The sequence below is a fragment of the Sporosarcina sp. Y1011 genome (assembly GCF_057669885.1).
In genome coordinates, this window is the sequence record NZ_JBYHFP010000010.1 from 75422 (window position 1) to 94440 (window position 19019).

At 39.2% G+C, this 19019-nt stretch carries 19 protein-coding genes; 1 reads left to right on the forward strand and 18 read right to left on the reverse strand.

Annotated elements, in window-relative coordinates; all coding sequences use genetic code 11:
* Positions 1–2: 2 nt before the first annotated feature.
* The gene (locus tag AC25Y5_RS12515) at positions 3–167 is read right to left on the reverse strand and encodes a Spo0E family sporulation regulatory protein-aspartic acid phosphatase (protein WP_488140585.1); all 165 of its coding nucleotides are present in this window, start codon (positions 165–167) and stop codon (positions 3–5) included.
* Between the two features lie 389 nt (positions 168–556).
* Between AC25Y5_RS12515 and AC25Y5_RS12520 the strand changes: the two genes are divergently transcribed.
* Positions 557–754, forward strand: a complete 198-nt coding sequence (locus AC25Y5_RS12520; RefSeq protein ID WP_488140586.1) for a hypothetical protein — start codon at positions 557–559, stop codon at positions 752–754.
* A 260-nt stretch (positions 755–1014) separates the two neighbouring features.
* On the opposite strand, the gene AC25Y5_RS12525 is transcribed toward AC25Y5_RS12520, so the two are convergent.
* From AC25Y5_RS12525 to AC25Y5_RS12605, 17 genes are all read right to left on the reverse strand, one after another.
* The gene (locus AC25Y5_RS12525; protein WP_488140587.1) at positions 1015–1809 is read right to left on the reverse strand and encodes a VLRF1 family aeRF1-type release factor; all 795 of its coding nucleotides are present in this window, start codon (positions 1807–1809) and stop codon (positions 1015–1017) included.
* Between the two features lie 210 nt (positions 1810–2019).
* Positions 2020–3003, reverse strand: coding sequence for a 3,4-dihydroxyphenylacetate 2,3-dioxygenase (gene hpaD, locus AC25Y5_RS12530; RefSeq protein ID WP_488140603.1), 984 nt, complete (start codon positions 3001–3003; stop codon positions 2020–2022).
* A 20-nt stretch (positions 3004–3023) separates the two neighbouring features.
* A complete protein-coding gene (hpaE, locus tag AC25Y5_RS12535; RefSeq protein WP_488140588.1) occupies positions 3024–4535 on the reverse strand; it encodes a 5-carboxymethyl-2-hydroxymuconate semialdehyde dehydrogenase in 1512 nt (503 codons plus the stop codon).
* 32 nt (positions 4536–4567) lie between these two features.
* A complete protein-coding gene (gene hpaI / locus AC25Y5_RS12540; RefSeq protein ID WP_488140589.1) occupies positions 4568–5491 on the reverse strand; it encodes a 2,4-dihydroxyhept-2-ene-1,7-dioic acid aldolase in 924 nt (307 codons plus the stop codon).
* A gap of 49 nt (positions 5492–5540) precedes the next feature.
* A complete protein-coding gene (hpaB, locus tag AC25Y5_RS12545) occupies positions 5541–7025 on the reverse strand; it encodes a 4-hydroxyphenylacetate 3-monooxygenase, oxygenase component (RefSeq protein ID WP_488140590.1) in 1485 nt (494 codons plus the stop codon).
* Between the two features lie 55 nt (positions 7026–7080).
* Positions 7081–7470 (reverse strand): 5-carboxymethyl-2-hydroxymuconate Delta-isomerase, encoded by a 390-nt coding sequence (locus tag AC25Y5_RS12550; RefSeq protein WP_482104491.1) that lies wholly within the window; start codon positions 7468–7470, stop codon positions 7081–7083.
* A 20-nt stretch (positions 7471–7490) separates the two neighbouring features.
* Positions 7491–8249: a fumarylacetoacetate hydrolase family protein gene (locus AC25Y5_RS12555; RefSeq protein ID WP_488140591.1), complete on the reverse strand. Its 759-nt coding sequence runs from the start codon at positions 8247–8249 to the stop codon at positions 7491–7493.
* A complete protein-coding gene (locus AC25Y5_RS12560) occupies positions 8246–9037 on the reverse strand; it encodes a fumarylacetoacetate hydrolase family protein (RefSeq protein ID WP_488140592.1) in 792 nt (263 codons plus the stop codon). Before AC25Y5_RS12560 ends, AC25Y5_RS12555 begins: the two co-directional genes overlap by 4 nt.
* Positions 9038–9250: 213 nt before the next feature.
* A complete protein-coding gene (locus tag AC25Y5_RS12565; RefSeq protein WP_488140593.1) occupies positions 9251–10048 on the reverse strand; it encodes an ABC transporter ATP-binding protein in 798 nt (265 codons plus the stop codon).
* Complete coding sequence (locus AC25Y5_RS12570) at positions 10026–11075, reverse strand: ABC transporter permease (RefSeq protein ID WP_488140594.1); 1050 nt, start codon at positions 11073–11075, stop codon at positions 10026–10028. Before AC25Y5_RS12570 ends, AC25Y5_RS12565 begins: the two co-directional genes overlap by 23 nt.
* 17 nt (positions 11076–11092) lie before the next feature.
* Complete coding sequence (locus AC25Y5_RS12575) at positions 11093–12073, reverse strand: ABC transporter substrate-binding protein (RefSeq protein ID WP_488140595.1); 981 nt, start codon at positions 12071–12073, stop codon at positions 11093–11095.
* 216 nt (positions 12074–12289) lie between these two features.
* Entirely contained in the window at positions 12290–13720 is a 1431-nt protein-coding gene (locus AC25Y5_RS12580) for a dihydrolipoyl dehydrogenase family protein (RefSeq protein WP_488140596.1), read from the reverse strand.
* Between the two features lies 1 nt (position 13721).
* Positions 13722–14942: a dihydrolipoamide acetyltransferase family protein gene (locus tag AC25Y5_RS12585; RefSeq protein ID WP_488140597.1), complete on the reverse strand. Its 1221-nt coding sequence runs from the start codon at positions 14940–14942 to the stop codon at positions 13722–13724.
* A gap of 12 nt (positions 14943–14954) precedes the next feature.
* Entirely contained in the window at positions 14955–15974 is a 1020-nt protein-coding gene (locus tag AC25Y5_RS12590) for an alpha-ketoacid dehydrogenase subunit beta (RefSeq protein ID WP_488140598.1), read from the reverse strand.
* Positions 15975–17027, reverse strand: a complete 1053-nt coding sequence (gene pdhA, locus AC25Y5_RS12595; protein WP_488140599.1) for a pyruvate dehydrogenase (acetyl-transferring) E1 component subunit alpha — start codon at positions 17025–17027, stop codon at positions 15975–15977.
* A 14-nt stretch (positions 17028–17041) separates the two neighbouring features.
* Positions 17042–18187 carry a Leu/Phe/Val dehydrogenase gene (locus tag AC25Y5_RS12600; protein WP_488140600.1) on the reverse strand — a complete coding sequence of 382 codons (1146 nt, stop codon included), beginning with the start codon at positions 18185–18187 and terminating at the stop codon, positions 17042–17044.
* Between the two features lie 42 nt (positions 18188–18229).
* A complete protein-coding gene (locus AC25Y5_RS12605) occupies positions 18230–18625 on the reverse strand; it encodes a thioesterase family protein (protein WP_488140601.1) in 396 nt (131 codons plus the stop codon).
* Positions 18626–19019 lie beyond the last annotated feature (394 nt).

The window sequence follows — 19019 nt, forward strand, 5'->3', positions numbered from 1 at the left end:
CTTCATGCAACCTTTTCATGGTATTTATTTATCAACACGTCCAATTCTTGACTGCATTCAACAACCAAAGGATGAGTAAACCCGAACGTTTTTGCTTTCCTATACATGATCTTTCTTTTAATCCCAATTTGAACTAACAATGCTTTTTCATTAAATAGATTTTTCACAATTTTTCCTCCATATGATATATTGGGCTTCATATCTTGAAGTTATTTTCTTGTAGGTTAAGAAGCAACGAGTTCATCGTATAACACTCTTCATGAAAATAATGTCGTATTGTAGTGTTTTTTTAAAATGTTCACCAAACCATCACAATTAAGACACATATTTTAGAATAGCAGTTGATTTCTTTGACTTCCTTACAGCAATTAACAAAGTTTTTACTGTCACCTATTTAATATTTCGCATAAAATTTTACAGTTCTTAATTTTGACCAATTGTACCTTACTATAGAATGCTCATTTTACACATTAACAATTATAAGTTTTAAAAACGGATTGAATTCGCTTACTGAGCCATATTAATAAAGATCAATACTTGAAGAGGAGGTTTGACCATGAAACGAAATAATACTGAAGATACCACTAAAAATTCTACTGGGCCGCAACTTCAAAAAATGAAAAAAGGTAAATCAGGCGTTATGAAAGAAGAAATTTCTCTTGAGTTAGCTGAACTGGAAAATTTAAATCCCACTCATGAGCCAATGACTCCAAATCAACGCGAAAAAAGCGAATCTGAAAAAACGTATAAATAACTGAGAGAAGTAACTACCTAGGTAGTTACTTCTCTTTTACATACTTTGGAATAAGTACAATAAGATTGATGAAAGTCATGGTTACCTTTACCTGACATCAAGATTGATAGGCAATATCCCTTACCCCGGTATCCATTCACAGAAAGCATTTTTACACCTTGCCTATACCTATATTATTCAATGAGTACTGGGTGTGTTAACAGACGTAACAAAACCAACCGTCTTTAAAATAAAAAACGGTTGGTCTTTGACTTAAATCGTTACTTTTCAAATACTTGATGAAGCACATCATTGGGTTTACTATTATTCAGGTTTTTGTAGATACAGCTTGCCGGTTTTTCCCGTAGCGATTCAGAGAAAGCGTTTGCCAGGTCTGCTTCACCAGATACATGGATTTCTCGCCACCCTTTTTCTTTCTTTAATTTCTCAACGATTTCCACCATACCTTTATAAAATCTCTGCAAGTTTTCTCTTAGACGAGGTTCAATCGCATCGACTTTCGAACTCCCCAAACCCAGATTATGCGCGGCAGATGCTTTATTCCGCTCTCCCCATCCTTCCAGGTTCGGATCAAATTCGTAAGTTAGTTCATCCTTAATGGCTCCCATTGCTGTGTCTAAAATGCGTACTTCCCCAAAACTAGGCAAGATAATACCTGCCTCTGGATAGGCTTTGTACATATATTCCATCTCTTCAGTTACAGCATGATTTTCCCAGTGGAAACTCGTTTTCACAGGAACTTGAACATAGTGAACTGACCATAATTCCGGATCTATTGAGGCGAAGATTACCACGCCTTTGTTCAAATCATTCTTATTATCCTCGATTTCTTTTTCGACTTTTTTTCTCAATGCAGTAAATGCTTTCATTTCATTTTCATCTTTAGAAGCTGTTAAATATTCATCAATGCGCTTTAAACCACTTTTCAAATGAATTCTCCAAGCACCGTTTAATTGTTCAGGATCACCCGGATTGGTGTTTAAATACACACTCAAGACACAGCGATTTTCACAGTGAAATTCTTTCAAGGTTTGAAGTTCTTTGCTAATAGACATCATTTAACCTCCTTAAATTTCGTTCCACTCTAAGCATACCCTTGCTCGTCTAGTCTAAAACGATTTTTGCGGGGTATCTTCTTTAAGTGACACCGAAACGTTGTCCATTTTCAAAGTAATCGATGCATGAATTACTTTTCACCAACGAATAAACACCTACGAAAAGGCAACATCGCCATTTTCGCAGGTGTTTATAGAAGTCTATACTAATTAGGTCAAGATTTTTGGTTTTCTTTGTTTCAATAACGGTTCCCGAGATTCTATTTCTTTACACGTTTCAATATCAATGAACGTACTTGTTTCATTAAACCATCGATCGGGTGCTTGATGTCCCCAAAATGTTTGACGAAGTGGGTCATTTAAATCCCAGCGTTTAGGCTTTAAGTCAGGATCGGTGGTTAAATAATCTCCCGTGTATAGTTCTATACGATGCCCATCCGGATCTCTCAAATAGAGAAAAAAAGCATTTGACAAGCCATGGCGACCAGGACCGCGCTCTATTGAATCCGCATACCCCATACTAGCCAAAGTATCACAGCAATCGAGCACGCTAAGGCGATCTGTTAATGAGTATGCAAAATGATGCAATTTTGGACCAGGACCACTCATAAATGCTTGGTCATGTACAGTTGGTTTGCGATAAAGCCATGCTGCCCACAAGTCTCCCTCTTCAGTATCTGTATACTCTGAACACGAGAATCCTAAGTGATTGACGTAGAAATCATAAGCTTTCTGAACGTCTGGAACAGCACAGTTTACGTGGTCAATTCGCTGAATCTTGGCTCCGCGATAGAGGTCATATCGCTGAAGCATCCGGTCAACAGTGGTCATTTCCGCAAAAAACTCTAAAGGAATACCTGAGACATCATGCACTCGAAGTGTTCTTCCAATTGCATGTTGTTCCCCTTTATCCATCCATTTTGTTTGTAAACCTAGCGATAGGAATAATTTTTCGATTTCCTCAAGATCCTGTTCTTTTTCGACCTTATAGCTTAGTACTTCAACAACGGCTTTGTCTGCTTTTTTCAAAAGCAAACTATGATGCGAATGTTCCTCTAAACCTCTTAAGTAAATATGGTTTTCATCACTTTCTGTTTCAATCATGCCTAACCCATCAACATAGAACTGACGAGACACTTGCAAATCCACTACATGAAGAACGGTTCTCGCAATTCGAATGATTGAAAAGTCCAACTTACTCACCATGCCTTCCTTTATTTTTTTCCGAACTGCTGTATACGATGTTCATCAATGGATACATGAATTATTTTTTGTTCAGTATAAAAATCAAAGCCATAGTGTCCGCCTTCACGACCGATTCCAGAAGATTTCATCCCTCCAAAAGGTGTTCTTAAATCGCGGACGTTTTGAGCGTTCACCCAAAGCATCCCCGCTTCAATCTTGTGTGCAACTCGGTGGCCACGTTTAATATCGTTGGTCCACACATAACCTGCAAGTCCGTAATCAATATCATTCGCTAATGTAATGACTTCTTTTTCATCTTTGAATGTCATCACAGTTAATACGGGCCCAAAGATTTCTTCTTGTGCAACGCGCATGTTATTTTCAGCATTTAGAATTAATGTTGGTGCAACGAAATTACCACTATCGAATTTCTCGGGAATATCGCCGGTAACTACGTCGGTGCCTTCCGCTTTTGCAATCTCCAAATAGCTTTTTACTTTATTAAAATGACCTTTATCTATCAATGGCCCCACTTCCGTATCTTTGTCTAGTGGGTCACCAATTATAATATTCGACACACGCAACTTTAAAGCATCTATAAATTGATCTTTAAATCCTTCTTGTAAAAACAAGCGGGAGTTCGCAGTGCATCGTTCACCGTTAAATGAATAGATGCCCCAGACGCAAGCATCTAAAGCTCGTTCAAAGTCTGCATCCTCAAAGACGATAATAGGAGATTTTCCACCGAGTTCCATAGAGCACTTTTTCAATGTATCTGCACTATTTTTTATAATCATAGTGCCCGTCGTTGTTTCACCTGTGAAAGATATTAGTTGGACGTCTGGATGTCTAACGAGCGCATCTCCTGCTGTTTCACCGTAACCGTGAACAACGTTGAAAACACCTTTAGGAAGATCTGCCTTATGAATTATTTCGGCTAATAGGTTAGCTGAAAGCGGAGAAAGTTCAGCCGGTTTTAATACAACTGTATTTCCAGTCGCAAGTGCTGGCGCGACTTTCCATGTCTCTAACATAAAGGGAGCATTCCAAGGTGTGATTAATCCTGCAACTCCTACAGGTGCATTAATCGTGTAGTTGATAAATTCTTCATCCACTTGATAGGATTCACCAACAAGACGACTTTCTACCATACGGGCATAAAATCTGAAATTTTCAGAGGCACGACTTACCATATTTCTAGTTTGACTAATGGGAAGTCCTGTATCAAGTGATTCTAGGTACGCTATTTTTTCTACTTCTTCGTCTATCAAATCTGCAATACGGTAAATGTATGCCATTCTCTTTTTAAGTTTCATTGTTTTCCAAGGTCCGTGATCAAAAGCAGATCGAGCCGCTGCTACTGCTTTTTGAATATCATCAGATTGTCCTTCAGCAACTTCATTAATTTGTTCATTTGTAAACGGATTTATGTTTTTAATCGTCATCCCATTTATAGCCGGTGTAAATTCCCCATTTATATAGAGTAAAATATTCTTTTGCGTTTCATGTTTATATGAAACTGACTTATGAATTGATACCATACTCTTCACCTAGTTTCTTATCATTATTTTCATCATTTTACGGAAGCCCCTTGCGGTAATATTGCAAGGTCAATAAGTGATTGGCGAACCTCTGCTTGTATTTCAGCTGAAGGTAATCCCAAAGGCAAGCGAAGTTTAGGTGTGATTTTCCCCATCATACCTAGTGCTACTTTAACTGGTGATGGATTTGTATCTTTGAAGAGTACATCATTTAGTGGCATTAATTCGAAGTGAAGATTTTGCGATTTTACAATGTCTCCTGCAACCCATGCGTTGTAAAGATCGGCTACTTTCGTTGGTTCAACATTTGCTGTGGCACTTATAAATCCAGCACCGCCAATTGCGAGCATTGGATAGCAAAGTAATTCAATTCCCGAAAACAATAGAAAATCCCTTCCGCAAGTTAACAGCACGCGATTTACGTGTTCGAAGTCTTTATTTGCTTCTTTTACACCGATAATGTTCGGACAATCATCAACTAAGCGTTTCATCGTACTTACTTCCATATTAACGGCGGACCGACCCGGAATATTGTAAATTATAATTGGTGTTTTAACTGAATCTGCTACTGTTTTAAAGTGCTGATAAAGTGCTTCTTGGTTCGGCTTATTATAGTAAGGTACGATAACCATTGCAGCATCCGCACCTATTTCTTCGGCATATTTCGTTAATTCCATTGTTTCATCATGATTTGTAGAACCTGTACCAGGTGCAAAAAACACGCGTCCATCAATTGTCTTTGTTGCCAGATCCATAACCCTTTTCCTTTCGGAGATAGTTAATGAACTCGGTTCACCACTCGTACCTGTTACAGAAATCCCATGACTTCCACTTTCAATTTGCCAATTGATCAACTCAATAAATGCTTTTTCGTCGATTTCACCACTATCAGTAAACGGAGTAATGACAGGGCAAATTGAACCTCTTAATTTCTTTTTAGCTTCATCGTATCCCATAGTACCCACTCCTTCTAAATAGATATCTACCTGTCAATAATGTGAAGTTTCAATTGACTATGCCGGCTTCTCTCTTAGTTTTGTTCAAAAAACTTGCAACCATGTCTTTATAAGGTTGCTTATCAAAACCATCATAATAGGCATTCGACATTCTCACAGGATCTCCAAAGAAATAATATTCATAGAGTGCTTGTCGGTTACCAAATGCACTAATGGTAATATCCCAAGCTAAGCGGAATAGCTGTACTTTTTCCTCACCGTTAATGGTTGCACCCTGTGTATAACGGTGAACCAATGGGCCAACGTCCGTACTGGAGAAGTCTGCTTCAGTTGGAAGTGCCATTAATCCTGAAGCGCCTAGTATTTTAATAATTTCATTCATCCGCTGGTACATTTTAGGGTACCAGTTGCGTGCAGCATTTAACGGTTCAAAGTCGGGTGTCATATTGCCGTATTGATCGATTTTTGCATTGTGTTCAGACTTGAACAAATGAGAACGCATGACTTCTAAAATAACCATGATTTCGCTTGCTTTTTCTTTAACATGCATGAATTTATCAATACCAATTGCTTCCATCATACTAATGACAACACCCAGAATAAATTCGGTTTTTACGATGTTTTTTGAAATAACTTGATGTGTCATATGGATAACCGCATTTGTCTCAGTGTACGTACGATTGCATATATCTGTACTTTCACTCACGAAAACCCTTTCCCAAGGGACCAATACATTTTCAAATGAAATAATTGCGTCCCCCTCATCAAACCTAGCGCCTAATGGATGATCCCATTTGCTTTTCCCATAGTCGAATGATTCGCGAGATAAAAACTTTAAACCCGCCGTATTATTTGGTATTGCAAATGCAAATGCGAATGGATCATCCGTCGTTCCCGGTGTCCTATTGATAGTCGACGGGAAAACGACTAGCTCATCAGTAATGCCGCCTAACGTTGCCAAGAGCCGACAACCATTTACAACAATCCCATCAGGCGTTTTTTTCGTAATACGTGCAGAGAGAAATGGATCTTTTTGTTCTGCTTGCGTAAGCATCGACCTATTCACTTGTGGGTGAATTAATGTATGGGTTAAACTAATATCATTTTCCCGTGCATATTCATAGTAGTTGGCTGCATTTTTTGCGAATTGTTCACTTCCCCCGCCTTCTTGCGCAAAAAATTGATTAGCGGTACCGAAGGCCATAATGCTCGTGTTCAAATAATCCGGAGTTCGTCCCATCATACCGCCAGAGAATGTGGCCCACTCCATATGCATTTCACGTCTTTTAAACAAATCATCTTTCGTTTTAGGAGCAATAAAGGAAAGCCCCACCTTGTTCCCTGATGACGGTGATGTATATAACATTTTTTCCGGTTTCTCACGTTGTAAATCATATAGACCTGCAACACTTTCCACTACATTTTTAAATGCTGGATGTATGGTTACATCTTCTACTCTTTCGCCATGAATCCATACTTCTGCATTTCGTTCTTTAATACCGTCCACATATTCTTTACCCGTTCGTGCACCCATTCGATTCCCTCCTCATTTCGGATAACAGTTTGGTCGTCTACTTGTCAATAGATGTCTACTTTTTATTAAACCTTGAGTGAATATTATTTTGTTTATACGTACCAGCATCACTAAATTCAACCAATTCCATAGATAATGCTAAATAACGTGTCGACATTAAAAGCGCGAAATGTTCTTTCATCACTTCAAATAGAGCTTCACAAATTTCTTTCTTTAATTCCTCCGAACGTCCAGCACCAATTTTCAACACTGCATGGATGAATGCGTCATCTTCTAAACCATCTGCAACTCGATAGTCATTAAGTTCAATCGCTCTTGAACGAAGACCACCTATCGGGAAAATAGAGTCCCGTGCAATTAGTACATTGTGAATATCTTCAAATAACTTTGCCAAATTCGATTCTTCTTTGATATTATCTGTGTACTCAACAATAAAATGTGGCATTCAAGTCCCCCTGTTCCACACTATCGATTTGTAAAGAATTCATCTCCGATAATGGTATTTATCAAACGTCCAATCCCTTCCACTTCTGTGACCACAATATCTCCAACGGCTGTATCAACCGAACCTTTTGGAGTACCTGTAAGGATTATGTCATTTTCACTCAATGTCATAAAGCTACTTAAATACTCAATCAGTGTTGGAATATCAAAAATCATATTCGATGTACTTCCTTCCTGAACGAGTACATCATTAACATGTGTTGTTAGTTTTAAATTCATTGGATCTGCAACATCGACTGCATCGACAATCCACGGTCCAAATGGGGTACATCCATCACGGTTTTTCACTCGTAAGTTAGGACGATAATAGTTTTCCAAGTAATCTCTGATTGCATAATCGTTCACGACGCTATACCCTTTAATATAGCTATATGCATCTTCTTTTTTTACATTTCGTGCCGTTTCACCGATGATTACAGCCAATTCGCATTCATAATGCATATACGCTACATCTGCGGGACGATGAGTAAATGCTTGGTGCCCAATCAACGTATTCGGACCCTTTAAAAAGACTAGCGGTTCGGATGGTGCAACAAATGAAAGTTCTGCTGCATGATCAGCATAGTTAAGCCCCAAAGCAAACACCGTACGAGGTTCTATGGGTGTAAGCCAAGTTACTAAACTCTCATCTACTATTCGGCCATCCTCTAATTTGAGTTGCCCTTCCCATTCAACCGCATCAAAAATGGCACCTCCATATGCTAATCGAGCTCTTCTCATATCGGCTCCCTCCAAGTGGATTTACTTTCTTCTACAATTACGTTCTCTAAACTTCCTATACCTGCTATTTCGATTCGAACTATATCGCCAACTTCGGCTAGTGGCGCATCTTCAGGGACACCTACCAGTAATACATCTCCTGGACTTAATGTCATAAACTCAGTTACATCTGCAATTAAACGGGAAACTGAACGGATCAAATTCGATGTTGAATTTTCTTGTTGAAGCTGATTATTGATGAAAACACGGATATCTAAATCATCGGGATTATCCATTTCACGCCTATCGATAATCCATGGTCCGATGGGACAAAATCCATCACGTCCATTATGTTGAACCGCCGGGCGGTATACGCTTTCATGCGGCACACTGATATCGTTTACAATCGTATAGCCCGCAACATAGGTCAATGCATTTTCTTCATCCACAGCGACGGCTTTCTTTCCAATTACTATTCCAAGTGCCGCACCCATTTCTAATTTTGATATCCCAATTGGCATCGGGATATCTGCACCATGTCGACTTAATGTATTCATCGGTTTTATATAAAGAACAGGTGAAATTGGAGGCGAATTATATGGTTCTTCATGAACTGCATCGCCGAGTTTTTCAAGCACACCCCTGTAGTTCAGCAACGTACCAAAAACCGTACCTGTAACGGGGGTGTCGAATTGTATTTCATTTGCACTTTTTACAATCCCACCTTTCACAACGGAATTTGTTCCAGTAATCACATTCACTGATATTAGTTCACGTGCTCCTAACACTTTAACTTTTGCTCTCCGCAACCATTTCACCCCAAAAGTTTATAGAATTTTCTCCATAGTGCAAAAATGGAAATTCGAAATTGACCCTAAAATTGATGCACAAAAGGGCACCCTTTTTGTAGATTGGAGTATTCAAACCACAAACTAGCTAAAGATGCGCCCACACATTTCTGAACTCGTATTTTCAATGTCTTCAACGTTAATATTCTGTCGCTATTTACAATTGGAAATAAATCATACTGATAATAAAGCTTTATCGCTGGTTAATTTTTCACCACGTATGCGTTGGAATTCATCCATCAGTTTTTGAATCGTTAAATCCTTCTTTTCTTCGGCATCTATTTCTAAGATAATTTGTCCTTTATCCATCATTATAAGTCTGTTACCTAGGTCTAATGCTTGTTGCATATTATGTGTGATCATCAGCGTCGTTAGTTGATCCTTTTCAACAAGTTGTTTGGTTAAATTCGTAATTAACTCTGCCCGCGATGGGTCTAGCGCCGCAGTATGCTCATCAAGAAGCAAAATTGATGGTTGAGTAAATGTTGCCATCAATAAAGAAAGAGCTTGCCTCTCCCCACCAGAAAGCATTCCTACTTTTGCATTCAATCGGTTTTCAAGGTTTAAATGAAGCGTTGCAAGTGATTCACGAAACAGTTCACGACGTTTCTTATCAACAGCTCGTTTTAATACTCGTTTTTTGTTTCTTGAATAGGCCATAGCAAGATTTTCTTCAATTGTCATTGTTGGAGCTGTTCCCGCCATTGGATCTTGAAAAACCCTTCCGATCATTTGTGAACGCTTATATTCCGGTAATTTTGTTACATCTTTATCGGCAATTTCAATTGTTCCAAAGTCAGGAGATAGCGCACCAGAAATCATATTCAGCATCGTCGATTTTCCTGCGCCATTGCTCCCGATTACAGTCATGAAATCACCGATTTGTAACTTAAGATTAATTTGGTCCAATGCGATTTTTTCATCAGGTGTTGCTTCATTAAATAGTTTGTTAATCTGACTGAGTTTTAGCATCGGCATTTCCTTCTTTCATCAGCAAATGTGTATGCTCTACTAAGCGTTCAGCATGGCGTTTTGCTTTTCTGCTCTTTTCTCGTTTCTTTTCAAAGTATTGCGGCAAGATCAATGCGCCAATTACAATGACGGCGGTAATTAGTTTCATATCACCCGTATCGAGAAAGTCGACTCTAAGCGCAAGACCGAGTACTATTCTATAAATAATTGCACCTGCAATTACGGCAAATGTGGTTCGCATAATCGTTTTTGTGCCAAATATTGCTTCTCCTATAATTACGGAAGCCAGTCCGATAATAATCATTCCAATTCCCATTACAATGTCAGAAAACTTCGAGTATTGAGCGATTAGCGCCCCAGAAAAAGCTACGAGTGCATTTGAAAAGCCTAAACCTATAATAACGAGTGTGTCTGTATTAGCAGATAAACTTCGAATCATTTTTTTATTATCACCGGTAGCTCTTATTGCAAGACCTACTTCCGTTTTCAGAAACCAATCGACGACAAATTTAATTAACAAAACAATGATTATCATGATGAACAATGTTCCCCAGGTAGAAGGCAAGAATTGAATCCCAAGCTTGCCGAAGAAATTATTAATAGCGTTGTCAATACCTAAAGAACCCCAAAATGTCTGGAATTGAATAAATAGTGTTTCGGCATTTAATAATGGTATGTTTGGACGACCAATTGAATTCTCAGAGGTTAAACCCATTATGCGTAAATTTATGGAATACAATGCAATCATCATTAATATTCCAGCCAGGAGTGCATTAATCTTGCCTTTTGTATGTAGGAGGCCGGTTACACATCCAGCAAGAAAACCAATAACAATGGCTACTGCAGTAGCTGCCACTGGATGATATCCAAAGATAATCATAGTGGCAGCTACTCCAGCTCCTGTTACAAAACTTCCGTCAACTGTTAAATCTGGAAAGTCCAAAACTCGGAATGAAATATACACACCAAGCGCCATAATCGCATAAATAATTCCTTGCTCTACTGATCCAAACACAGCTGAAAACATATTGATTTACCTCCAATCTATTCACTAAACTCAACTTTCCATTCGTCTTTAATCTCGAGACCGAGAGTAGAAGCAGTATCTTTATTCATGATTAACTTTAAGTTTTGTGGGATTTGAACAGGTAAATCAGCCGGTTTGTTTTCGCCATTCAAGATTTTGACTGCCATTTGCCCTGCTTCATAGCCAATGTCAAAGTACTCGAAGCCATATGCTGCTAAGCCGCCTCTTTTCACAGAGTCAAATTCACCTACCATCATTGGAATTTCATTGGCATTGGCAACTGAAATGACTGATTCAAGTGCAGAGACAACTGTATTGTCTGTAATAATGTACATAGAATCTACTTTACCTAGCAATGACTCGGTTGCTTGTTTCACATCAGCAGATGTAGCGACCGATGCCTCCACTACAGTCATGTCCATCTCCTTCAACATTTCTTTTACTGCATCTACCTGGGCACGAGAGTTTTGTTCTCCAGAGTTAAACACCATTCCCACGTTTTTTGCACTTAATTCTTCTTTTAGAAACTTCATTGTGTTTGAAATGGCGTCAGGATGAGCGTCAATTGTACCCGTTACATTTCCTCCTGGGCTTTCCATTGAGTCAACAAGCTCTGCTCCAACTGCATCTGTTACTGAAGTGAAAATGATAGGTATTTCTGATGTCGCGCTGGCTGCCGCCTGTGCACTAGGTGTTGAGTTTGCGAATATTAGATCTACATCTGCACTGACCAGATTCGTCGCAATGGTCGTGTTGGCGCTGTTATCACCTTGAGCAATTTGAACATCATATTCCGCATCGATTCCTGCGTCTTCTAACGCTTTCTTAAAGCCGTCATAAGCTGCATTTAGTGACGGGTGCTCTACAATTTGGCTGACACCTATTTTATATTTCTTCGAGGATGATTCGCTTTCCTTCACTTCTTCATCGCCACATGCCGCAAGTATTAATGCAGTGCCAAGAATAATAGCCACCACTTTTTTCCACCCATTATTCATTCCATTTCCCCCTTATTTAACTACTTTAGGTAGTGCTGTTTTTGAATATTCTGTCTATTTAAGTGTTTATTTTATACTAAATGCCATTTTAATATTATTAATTTTAATTAAAAACCTGACATTAACTATATTTTATTATTGATTTTTCGTTTGCATGGATGAGTTCCGTCGATTGTAACGGAAGTCGGAGACTCCACATTTACGATCATAAGATTTTTAATAAGTTTTTCTTTTAGCAGGCGAAGCGTGAATTGCTTGTCCGATTAACCCCTCAACCGCTTCAAGGAGTCCTTCATTGAAACCTGGATGTGCATAGTGCGGGAACTTTATATCTTCTTCTTTTGCCGCCATTTCAAGCAACTGCACGAAGGAGCCTGCCATTTCAACTGCTCCTTCTCCAATCATATGAATGCCTTGAATGATTTCTGTTGTTGAATCAGCTATAACCTTGATAAACCCATCTTTTTTACCGGTAATCGTTGCATAACCATTGCCGCCAAGTGCAAATTGACTGACTCGAATCTGAAGACCCAAATCCTGTGCATTTTGTTCTGTTATCCCTACAGAAACGACGGGTGGAATTGTATGCGCAACTATTGGCATAAAAGTAAGATCTACTTCCGTTTTTTCTCCTACAATTGATGCAACAGCAGCTTTTCCTTGTTTAATGGCTTTCACAGCAAGCATTGGACCTTCCGTTACATCACCAATTGCATATATAGAAGGTATCGATGACTGCATATTCTTATCTACTTTTATAAAGCCCTCAGCTGTTTGTTCAATTCCAAAACGACTTATTCCTAAAGTCTTCAAATTGGGTTGCCTAGTTCCGGAAATGAATAGATGTGAACCTCGAACTGTCTCTTCTATATTTTTATCAGTTAAAAACCTTATTGTAATTCCGTCTTCCGTCTCATTTGATGAAATGAATTCATGTTCTTTATACACTTTAATTTCACGCTTTTTAAATAGACGAGTTAACTCTTTATTGATGGACTCATCGAAAGGAAAGCCAACTTTGTCATCAATGATTATACTGACTTGTGCCCCTAGTGCTGCAAAACTAGAGGCAACTTCCAGTGCAATGTAATCTTGACCTCTTACTACAAGATGCTTTGGTATTTTTTCCAGATTAAACAGCTCATGTGACAATAGAATTCTTTCCCCTTTCTCAGTCAAAATAGCTGGCCACGTTGGGGAACTTCCTGTCGCAATAATTAGTTGTTCAAATTCAAAAATATCGAATTGATGTCCATTTTCCACACCGATTTTGTCTATTGCGAAAAATGTAACTTTTCCACGGATTATTTCAATTTTATTTTCATTACATAGACTTTCAATACCAGACCTTAGCTGATTGATAATTTGAGCTTTATAACCAAGTAGCTTTTTTAAATCGAATAAGTTATCCGAGCTAACAATCCCAAGTTGATGCAAATGAGCTGTTTCAGATCGTTTCATTGCTGCGTGTGTAAAAACTTTAGATGGGATACATCCTTCAGTCAAACAAACACCACCCATATCAGCCTGTTCTATTAAAGTGACCGAAAGTCCAAGCTGCGCGCCTCGTATGGCAGCCGAATAGCCACCAGGTCCGCCTCCAATAATAATTAGACTTCTTTCCTGAGTGATTTCGCCAACAACCATTTCATATCATCTCCATCAGCAGTTTGTGAGGTTGTTCAATTAGACTAGCAAAGCGATTCGTAAAAGCAACGGCTGTCGCTCCATCAGCAACCCGATGGTCAAAAGCCATGGAGAGTGTCATGATATGCCCAATAACGATTTCATCATGCTCATTGACGATTGGCTGTTTTTTGGTTTTATGGAATGCAATTAATGCCGTTTCTGGATAGTTGATAATTGGTGTTGCACCCGCACTTCCGAGTGGTCCAACATTACTCACCGTAAATGTACTGTTTTGCATTTCAAACGATTGTAATTTACCTGCGATTGCTCTTTCTGTTAATCCTTTAATGCATTTGTTAATCTCCTTGATAGATTTCTTATCGGCATCATGGATCACGGGAACAATTAGTCCACTTTCAGTATCTGTTGCAATTCCAATATGATAGTTTTTCTTAAGGAGTATTCGATTATTTGCTTCATCTAGTTCGGCATTGAATATTGGGAATTCCTTTAATGATATGACTAATGCTTTAATAAGAAATGCTGCTACACTAACCGATTCCCCAGCTGCTTTCATTTGTTCCCTTATCATAAATAAATTCGTCATACGGACTTCATCAAAATGTGTGACATGGGGAATGGTGAAAAGTGATTTTGTTACTTTTTCTGCAATCTTTTTTCGAATCCCATTGAAAGGGATTTCATCTGGAATCGAATGATTAACTGCTTCTTGCCTAACGTCTTCCACTGTTTCTACTTTAGATTGCGCCCCTTTCAAAAACCGAACAACATCTTCTTCAGTGACTCTTCCAGAGGGATCAGTAGCATGGACATCTTCAAGATAAATATTATTGTCGCGGGCCAATTTACGTGTGTACGGGGTTGCAAGTACTCGTTTAAATGGAAACGGTGAAGACTTTTCATCGTTATTAGTAGAACGTATCACTTTTTCCTCGGTAACTCTTTCCGTTTCCACTTGTGAACTTTGTACTGTCACCTTGGCTCCATCAGCTTCAATATAGAGTAAACTCGTTCCCACTTGAACAGTTTCGCCTACTTCAATTCTAATCTCTTTCACAATACCTAAGCAGGGTGAAGTTAGTTCAGCTATCATTTTATCAGTTTGAACTACAACCAGCGGCTGATCTGTAATAACCTGCTCTCCAACTCTGACTAAGTATTGGAGCACTTCTCCTTCTGTCATGCCTTCCCCGATATCATGCAACTTTACTTCGTGCATTTCATTTCCTCCTTAAAAATGAACCACTTTTTCAATTCCTTCAACGACTCGAGCGGGTGTTGGCAGATAATGTTCTTCCAATGTGAAGAATGGAACGGGTACGTCAAATCCTGTTACACGTTCAATTGGGGCACGTAGATAAAGGAATGCTGTATCATTTATAATCGACACAATATCATTTCCGAGTCCACCCGTATTATGCGCTTCATGAATAATGACCGCTCGCGTTGTCTTTTGTACGGACTCAGCAATCATGTCACGATCAATTGGATACAATGTTCTTAAATCGATAATTTCACAACTGATCCCTTTCTTCTCGGCCAGTTCAGCTGCTTTCTCAGCAATTGTAATCATAGCTCCCCAGGCAATAAGTGTGACATCCGTGCCATCACGTACGATTTTCCCCTTTCCAATTTCAACACTATATTTCCCAACCGGTACTTCTTCTCTTTTTGAACGATAGATTTTCATCGGTTCGAGAACAAGGACCGGGTCAGGATCTTCCATTGCTGCTATCAACAATCCTTTTGCATCATATGGATTAGAAGGACACACTACCTTGATGCCTGGCATGTGAGTAAATAACATCTCTGTACTATCAGAATGTATTTCAGGCGCACGAATACCTGCTCCGTATGGGGCTCTAATGACCATAGGCACAGTAAAACGAGACATCGATCGCATTCGAATTCGAGAGACATGTGTCATTATTTGTTCATAAGCAGGATAAATAAAACCGAGAAACTGGATTTCCGCAACTGGTTTAAAACCATTCACAGCAAGACCAATTGATGTTCCAATAATCCCTGCTTCTGATAACGGTGTATCAATTACCCGATCATCACCAAATAATTCCTGGAGTCCTTCTGTCGCACGGAATACGCCTCCATTTTTACCGATATCTTCTCCGAGTAAAATAGTCCGTTCATCCTCTTCTAACATTAAACGCATGCCATCATTAATCGCTTGAATTAACGTCATTTTTTTTGTCGTTTCATTTTTGTATTCAGACTCTTTCAATGTTGTATTCATTTACAGCCTCCCTAAATGTGCCAGGTATGCTTCTTTTTGTTCAACTAGGTGTGCAGGCATATCAGCGTATACATGATCAAAAACGTCTTCTACGTTCGGCGGTGGAAACTGCTCCATCTCTTCCACAGCTAATTCGATTTCACGAGTCGTTTCTTCTATAGTCGTTTGAATCCATTCATCCTTCGAATAGCCATAATTTCTCATAAATAATTCCAACCGGGTAAGAGGGTCAACAAAGTTCTCTCCTAGTTTTTCAGAACGGTATTTAGAGGGATCATCTGCAGTTGTATGGGCTCCTTTTCGCCATGTAACTGCCTCTATCAAAGTCGGGCCATTTCCACCCCTAGCATGGTCAAAAGCCTTTTTAGTTTCAAAATACACTGCGAAACAATCATTACCATCAATCCGAATCCCCGGTATTCCATAGGCAACTGATTTTTGTGCGATTGTTGCAGAATTCATCTGTTTTTCAATTGGAACTGAGATTGCATACCCATTATTTTGGTTAAAAAAAACGACTGGTACTTTGAACACGCTTGCAAAATTCAATCCTTCATGAAAATCGCCCTCCGAAGTAGCACCATCCCCGAAATATGCAATTGCTGCATTTTGTGTACCTTTCCTTTTTTCAGCCCATGCAGCCCCCGCAGCATGAGGTATCTGAGTCGCAATGGGGACAGCTGGTGGAAAGATATTTCTATCCGCGGGAGCTACACAACCTTCTGCTCTACCATTCCAGTACAAAAACGTTGTTGTCATATTTTTTCCGAACGTTAACGTTGCGCCATGATCACGGTACGTAGGGAAAACCCAGTCGTCGGGGTTTAATGCAAGTGCACTACCAACTTGAGCCGCTTCCTGCCCTTCAAAAGGTGCATAAGTTCCTAGACGCCCTTGTCTCTGCAAATTAACAGCTTTTCTATCAAATGTACGAATTCGTAGCATATGATAGTACAAATCTTTAACTAATTGCTCATCTATTTGTTTTTCAATACTCGAGTCTACAAGAAAGCCCAAATCATCTATTATTCTTTTTATAGGGTAATCTTCCATTTAACTTGCCCCCGTCATGATAGATTTCGAATCGACCACTTTGGTTTTGCTGGTGCAGTATAAAAGCTATTTCGTTTTCCTCTATATGCAATTCTTTTGTCACACATTGCATTTGCCGATTCCTCTGTTGTTTCCCCAGTTTTAGCGGCTTCCTTGTATACTTCCAAAATCGCATCGTAGATCTGTTTTGTTTTGGCAAGTACCCGTTCATGATTAATACCATACAATTCATCTGCCACCTGAATGAGTCCACCCGAATTGACGATATAATCCGGTGCATATAAAATGCCTTTATCTCGCAACAATTTTCCATGTCTATTATCTAGCAGCTGATTATTAGCCGATCCGACGATTGCTTTTACTTTGAACTGAGGAATTGTAGCGTCGTTAATAATTCCTCCAAATGCACACGGAACAAATATATCTGCTTCCTGTGAATAAATATCTTCGTTAGCAACGAATTGTACTTTACCTGTTGTTTGTACAGCTACTTTTTCAATTGCCCTTACATTCTCTTCATTAATATCGGTTACGTAAATGTGAGCACCTGCTTCGAGTAATCCACTTGCAACCTTGAAACCAACTTTTCCTAGACCTTGAACGGCATATATATGTTGACCTAATTCATCATGTCCATTGAGCATCTGATTGGTAGCTTTTATTCCGTATAAAACACCCTCTGCCGTGGGTATAGATGAATCGCCACCGCCTCCATATTCCTTAGGGAGACCGTTAACGAAATTCGTTTCTTTCTTGGCATGAATGAAATCATCCATCGTCGTTCCCATATCCGTTCCCGTATAAAAACGGCCACCTAGAGAATTCACAAACTGGCCGAATGCGCGGAATAATTCCGGTGATTTGTCCGTTGTGGGATCGCCAATAATAACGGCTTTCCCACCCCCGAAATCGACATCTGCAGCTGCGCATTTATACGTCATACCTTTAGATAGGCGAAGAACATCCTCCAAAGCTTCTTCCATGCTGCTATAAGGTTGCATGCGACATCCACCAAGTGCGGGTCCTAGAGTTGTATCATGAATCGCAATAATTGCACGTAGACCTGTTGAAGGATCATTGCAAAAAACGACTTGTTCATGCTCACTCATTCGATCGAAAAGTTCAAATTCCTTAGTAATTGAAGTTCTATCAGCTAGCATCACTCAAATTTCCCCCTTAGGATTGGACATACAGTATCTCTATTAGGATGACGCCTCTTTCAGTTTCTCAGCAATCTTTTCCTTAGGCAAAATGACTTGCATCACTTCACCTTTTCCAATTACACCTAAATTGTTTTCTACTGTTACGCTGGTTATAACCCTATTGGCATGAAGATTGACTAAAACTGCAGTTATTGTAACGACAGATCCAAGCGGAGATGCAGCAAGATGTTTCAACTGAATAGATGCACCCATTCCCTCTTCATTGTCTTCTAAAAATGGAAGAATTATTTTCCGCGAAACCCACTCCATATGATATGTCATCGCTACCGTTGAATAGACAGGATGTACAACTTGACCTTCAAATGAAGCAAACATATCTTCCGTCACAATAATCTCAATCGATTCTTCTCTACCTACTTCCAATCCTTGCTTCATCTTCTATCCCCTACTAACGTTATAGTCTGAACAACTCAAATTAATACCGAAAACCAGTAAAAAGTAGATAAGTCTTCTCTAAAGTTTCTTTATCCTATCCTAAACCATATTGAAAGCGCTTACAAAAAATAAATTTGAAATAATGTAGTCAGTTATATGGAGTCTGCGGAAATAGAAAATACAATACTCGAATTTTCTTATTCATAATTCAAGATTTTAGTAGAGCTACTTCTATTGGTTAGCGATTCATAAGATTTTTAGTTAGAAAAGTTACAGAGACAAAACTGGAAACCGCTCGGGTCATAAGCATTCAAGCTATGTGGCAAAGTGCGCCACGCCGCTGGATTGACCTATGCCTGTCGCGGCTAAACTGCGCCCTGCGCTTTTCTTGTCT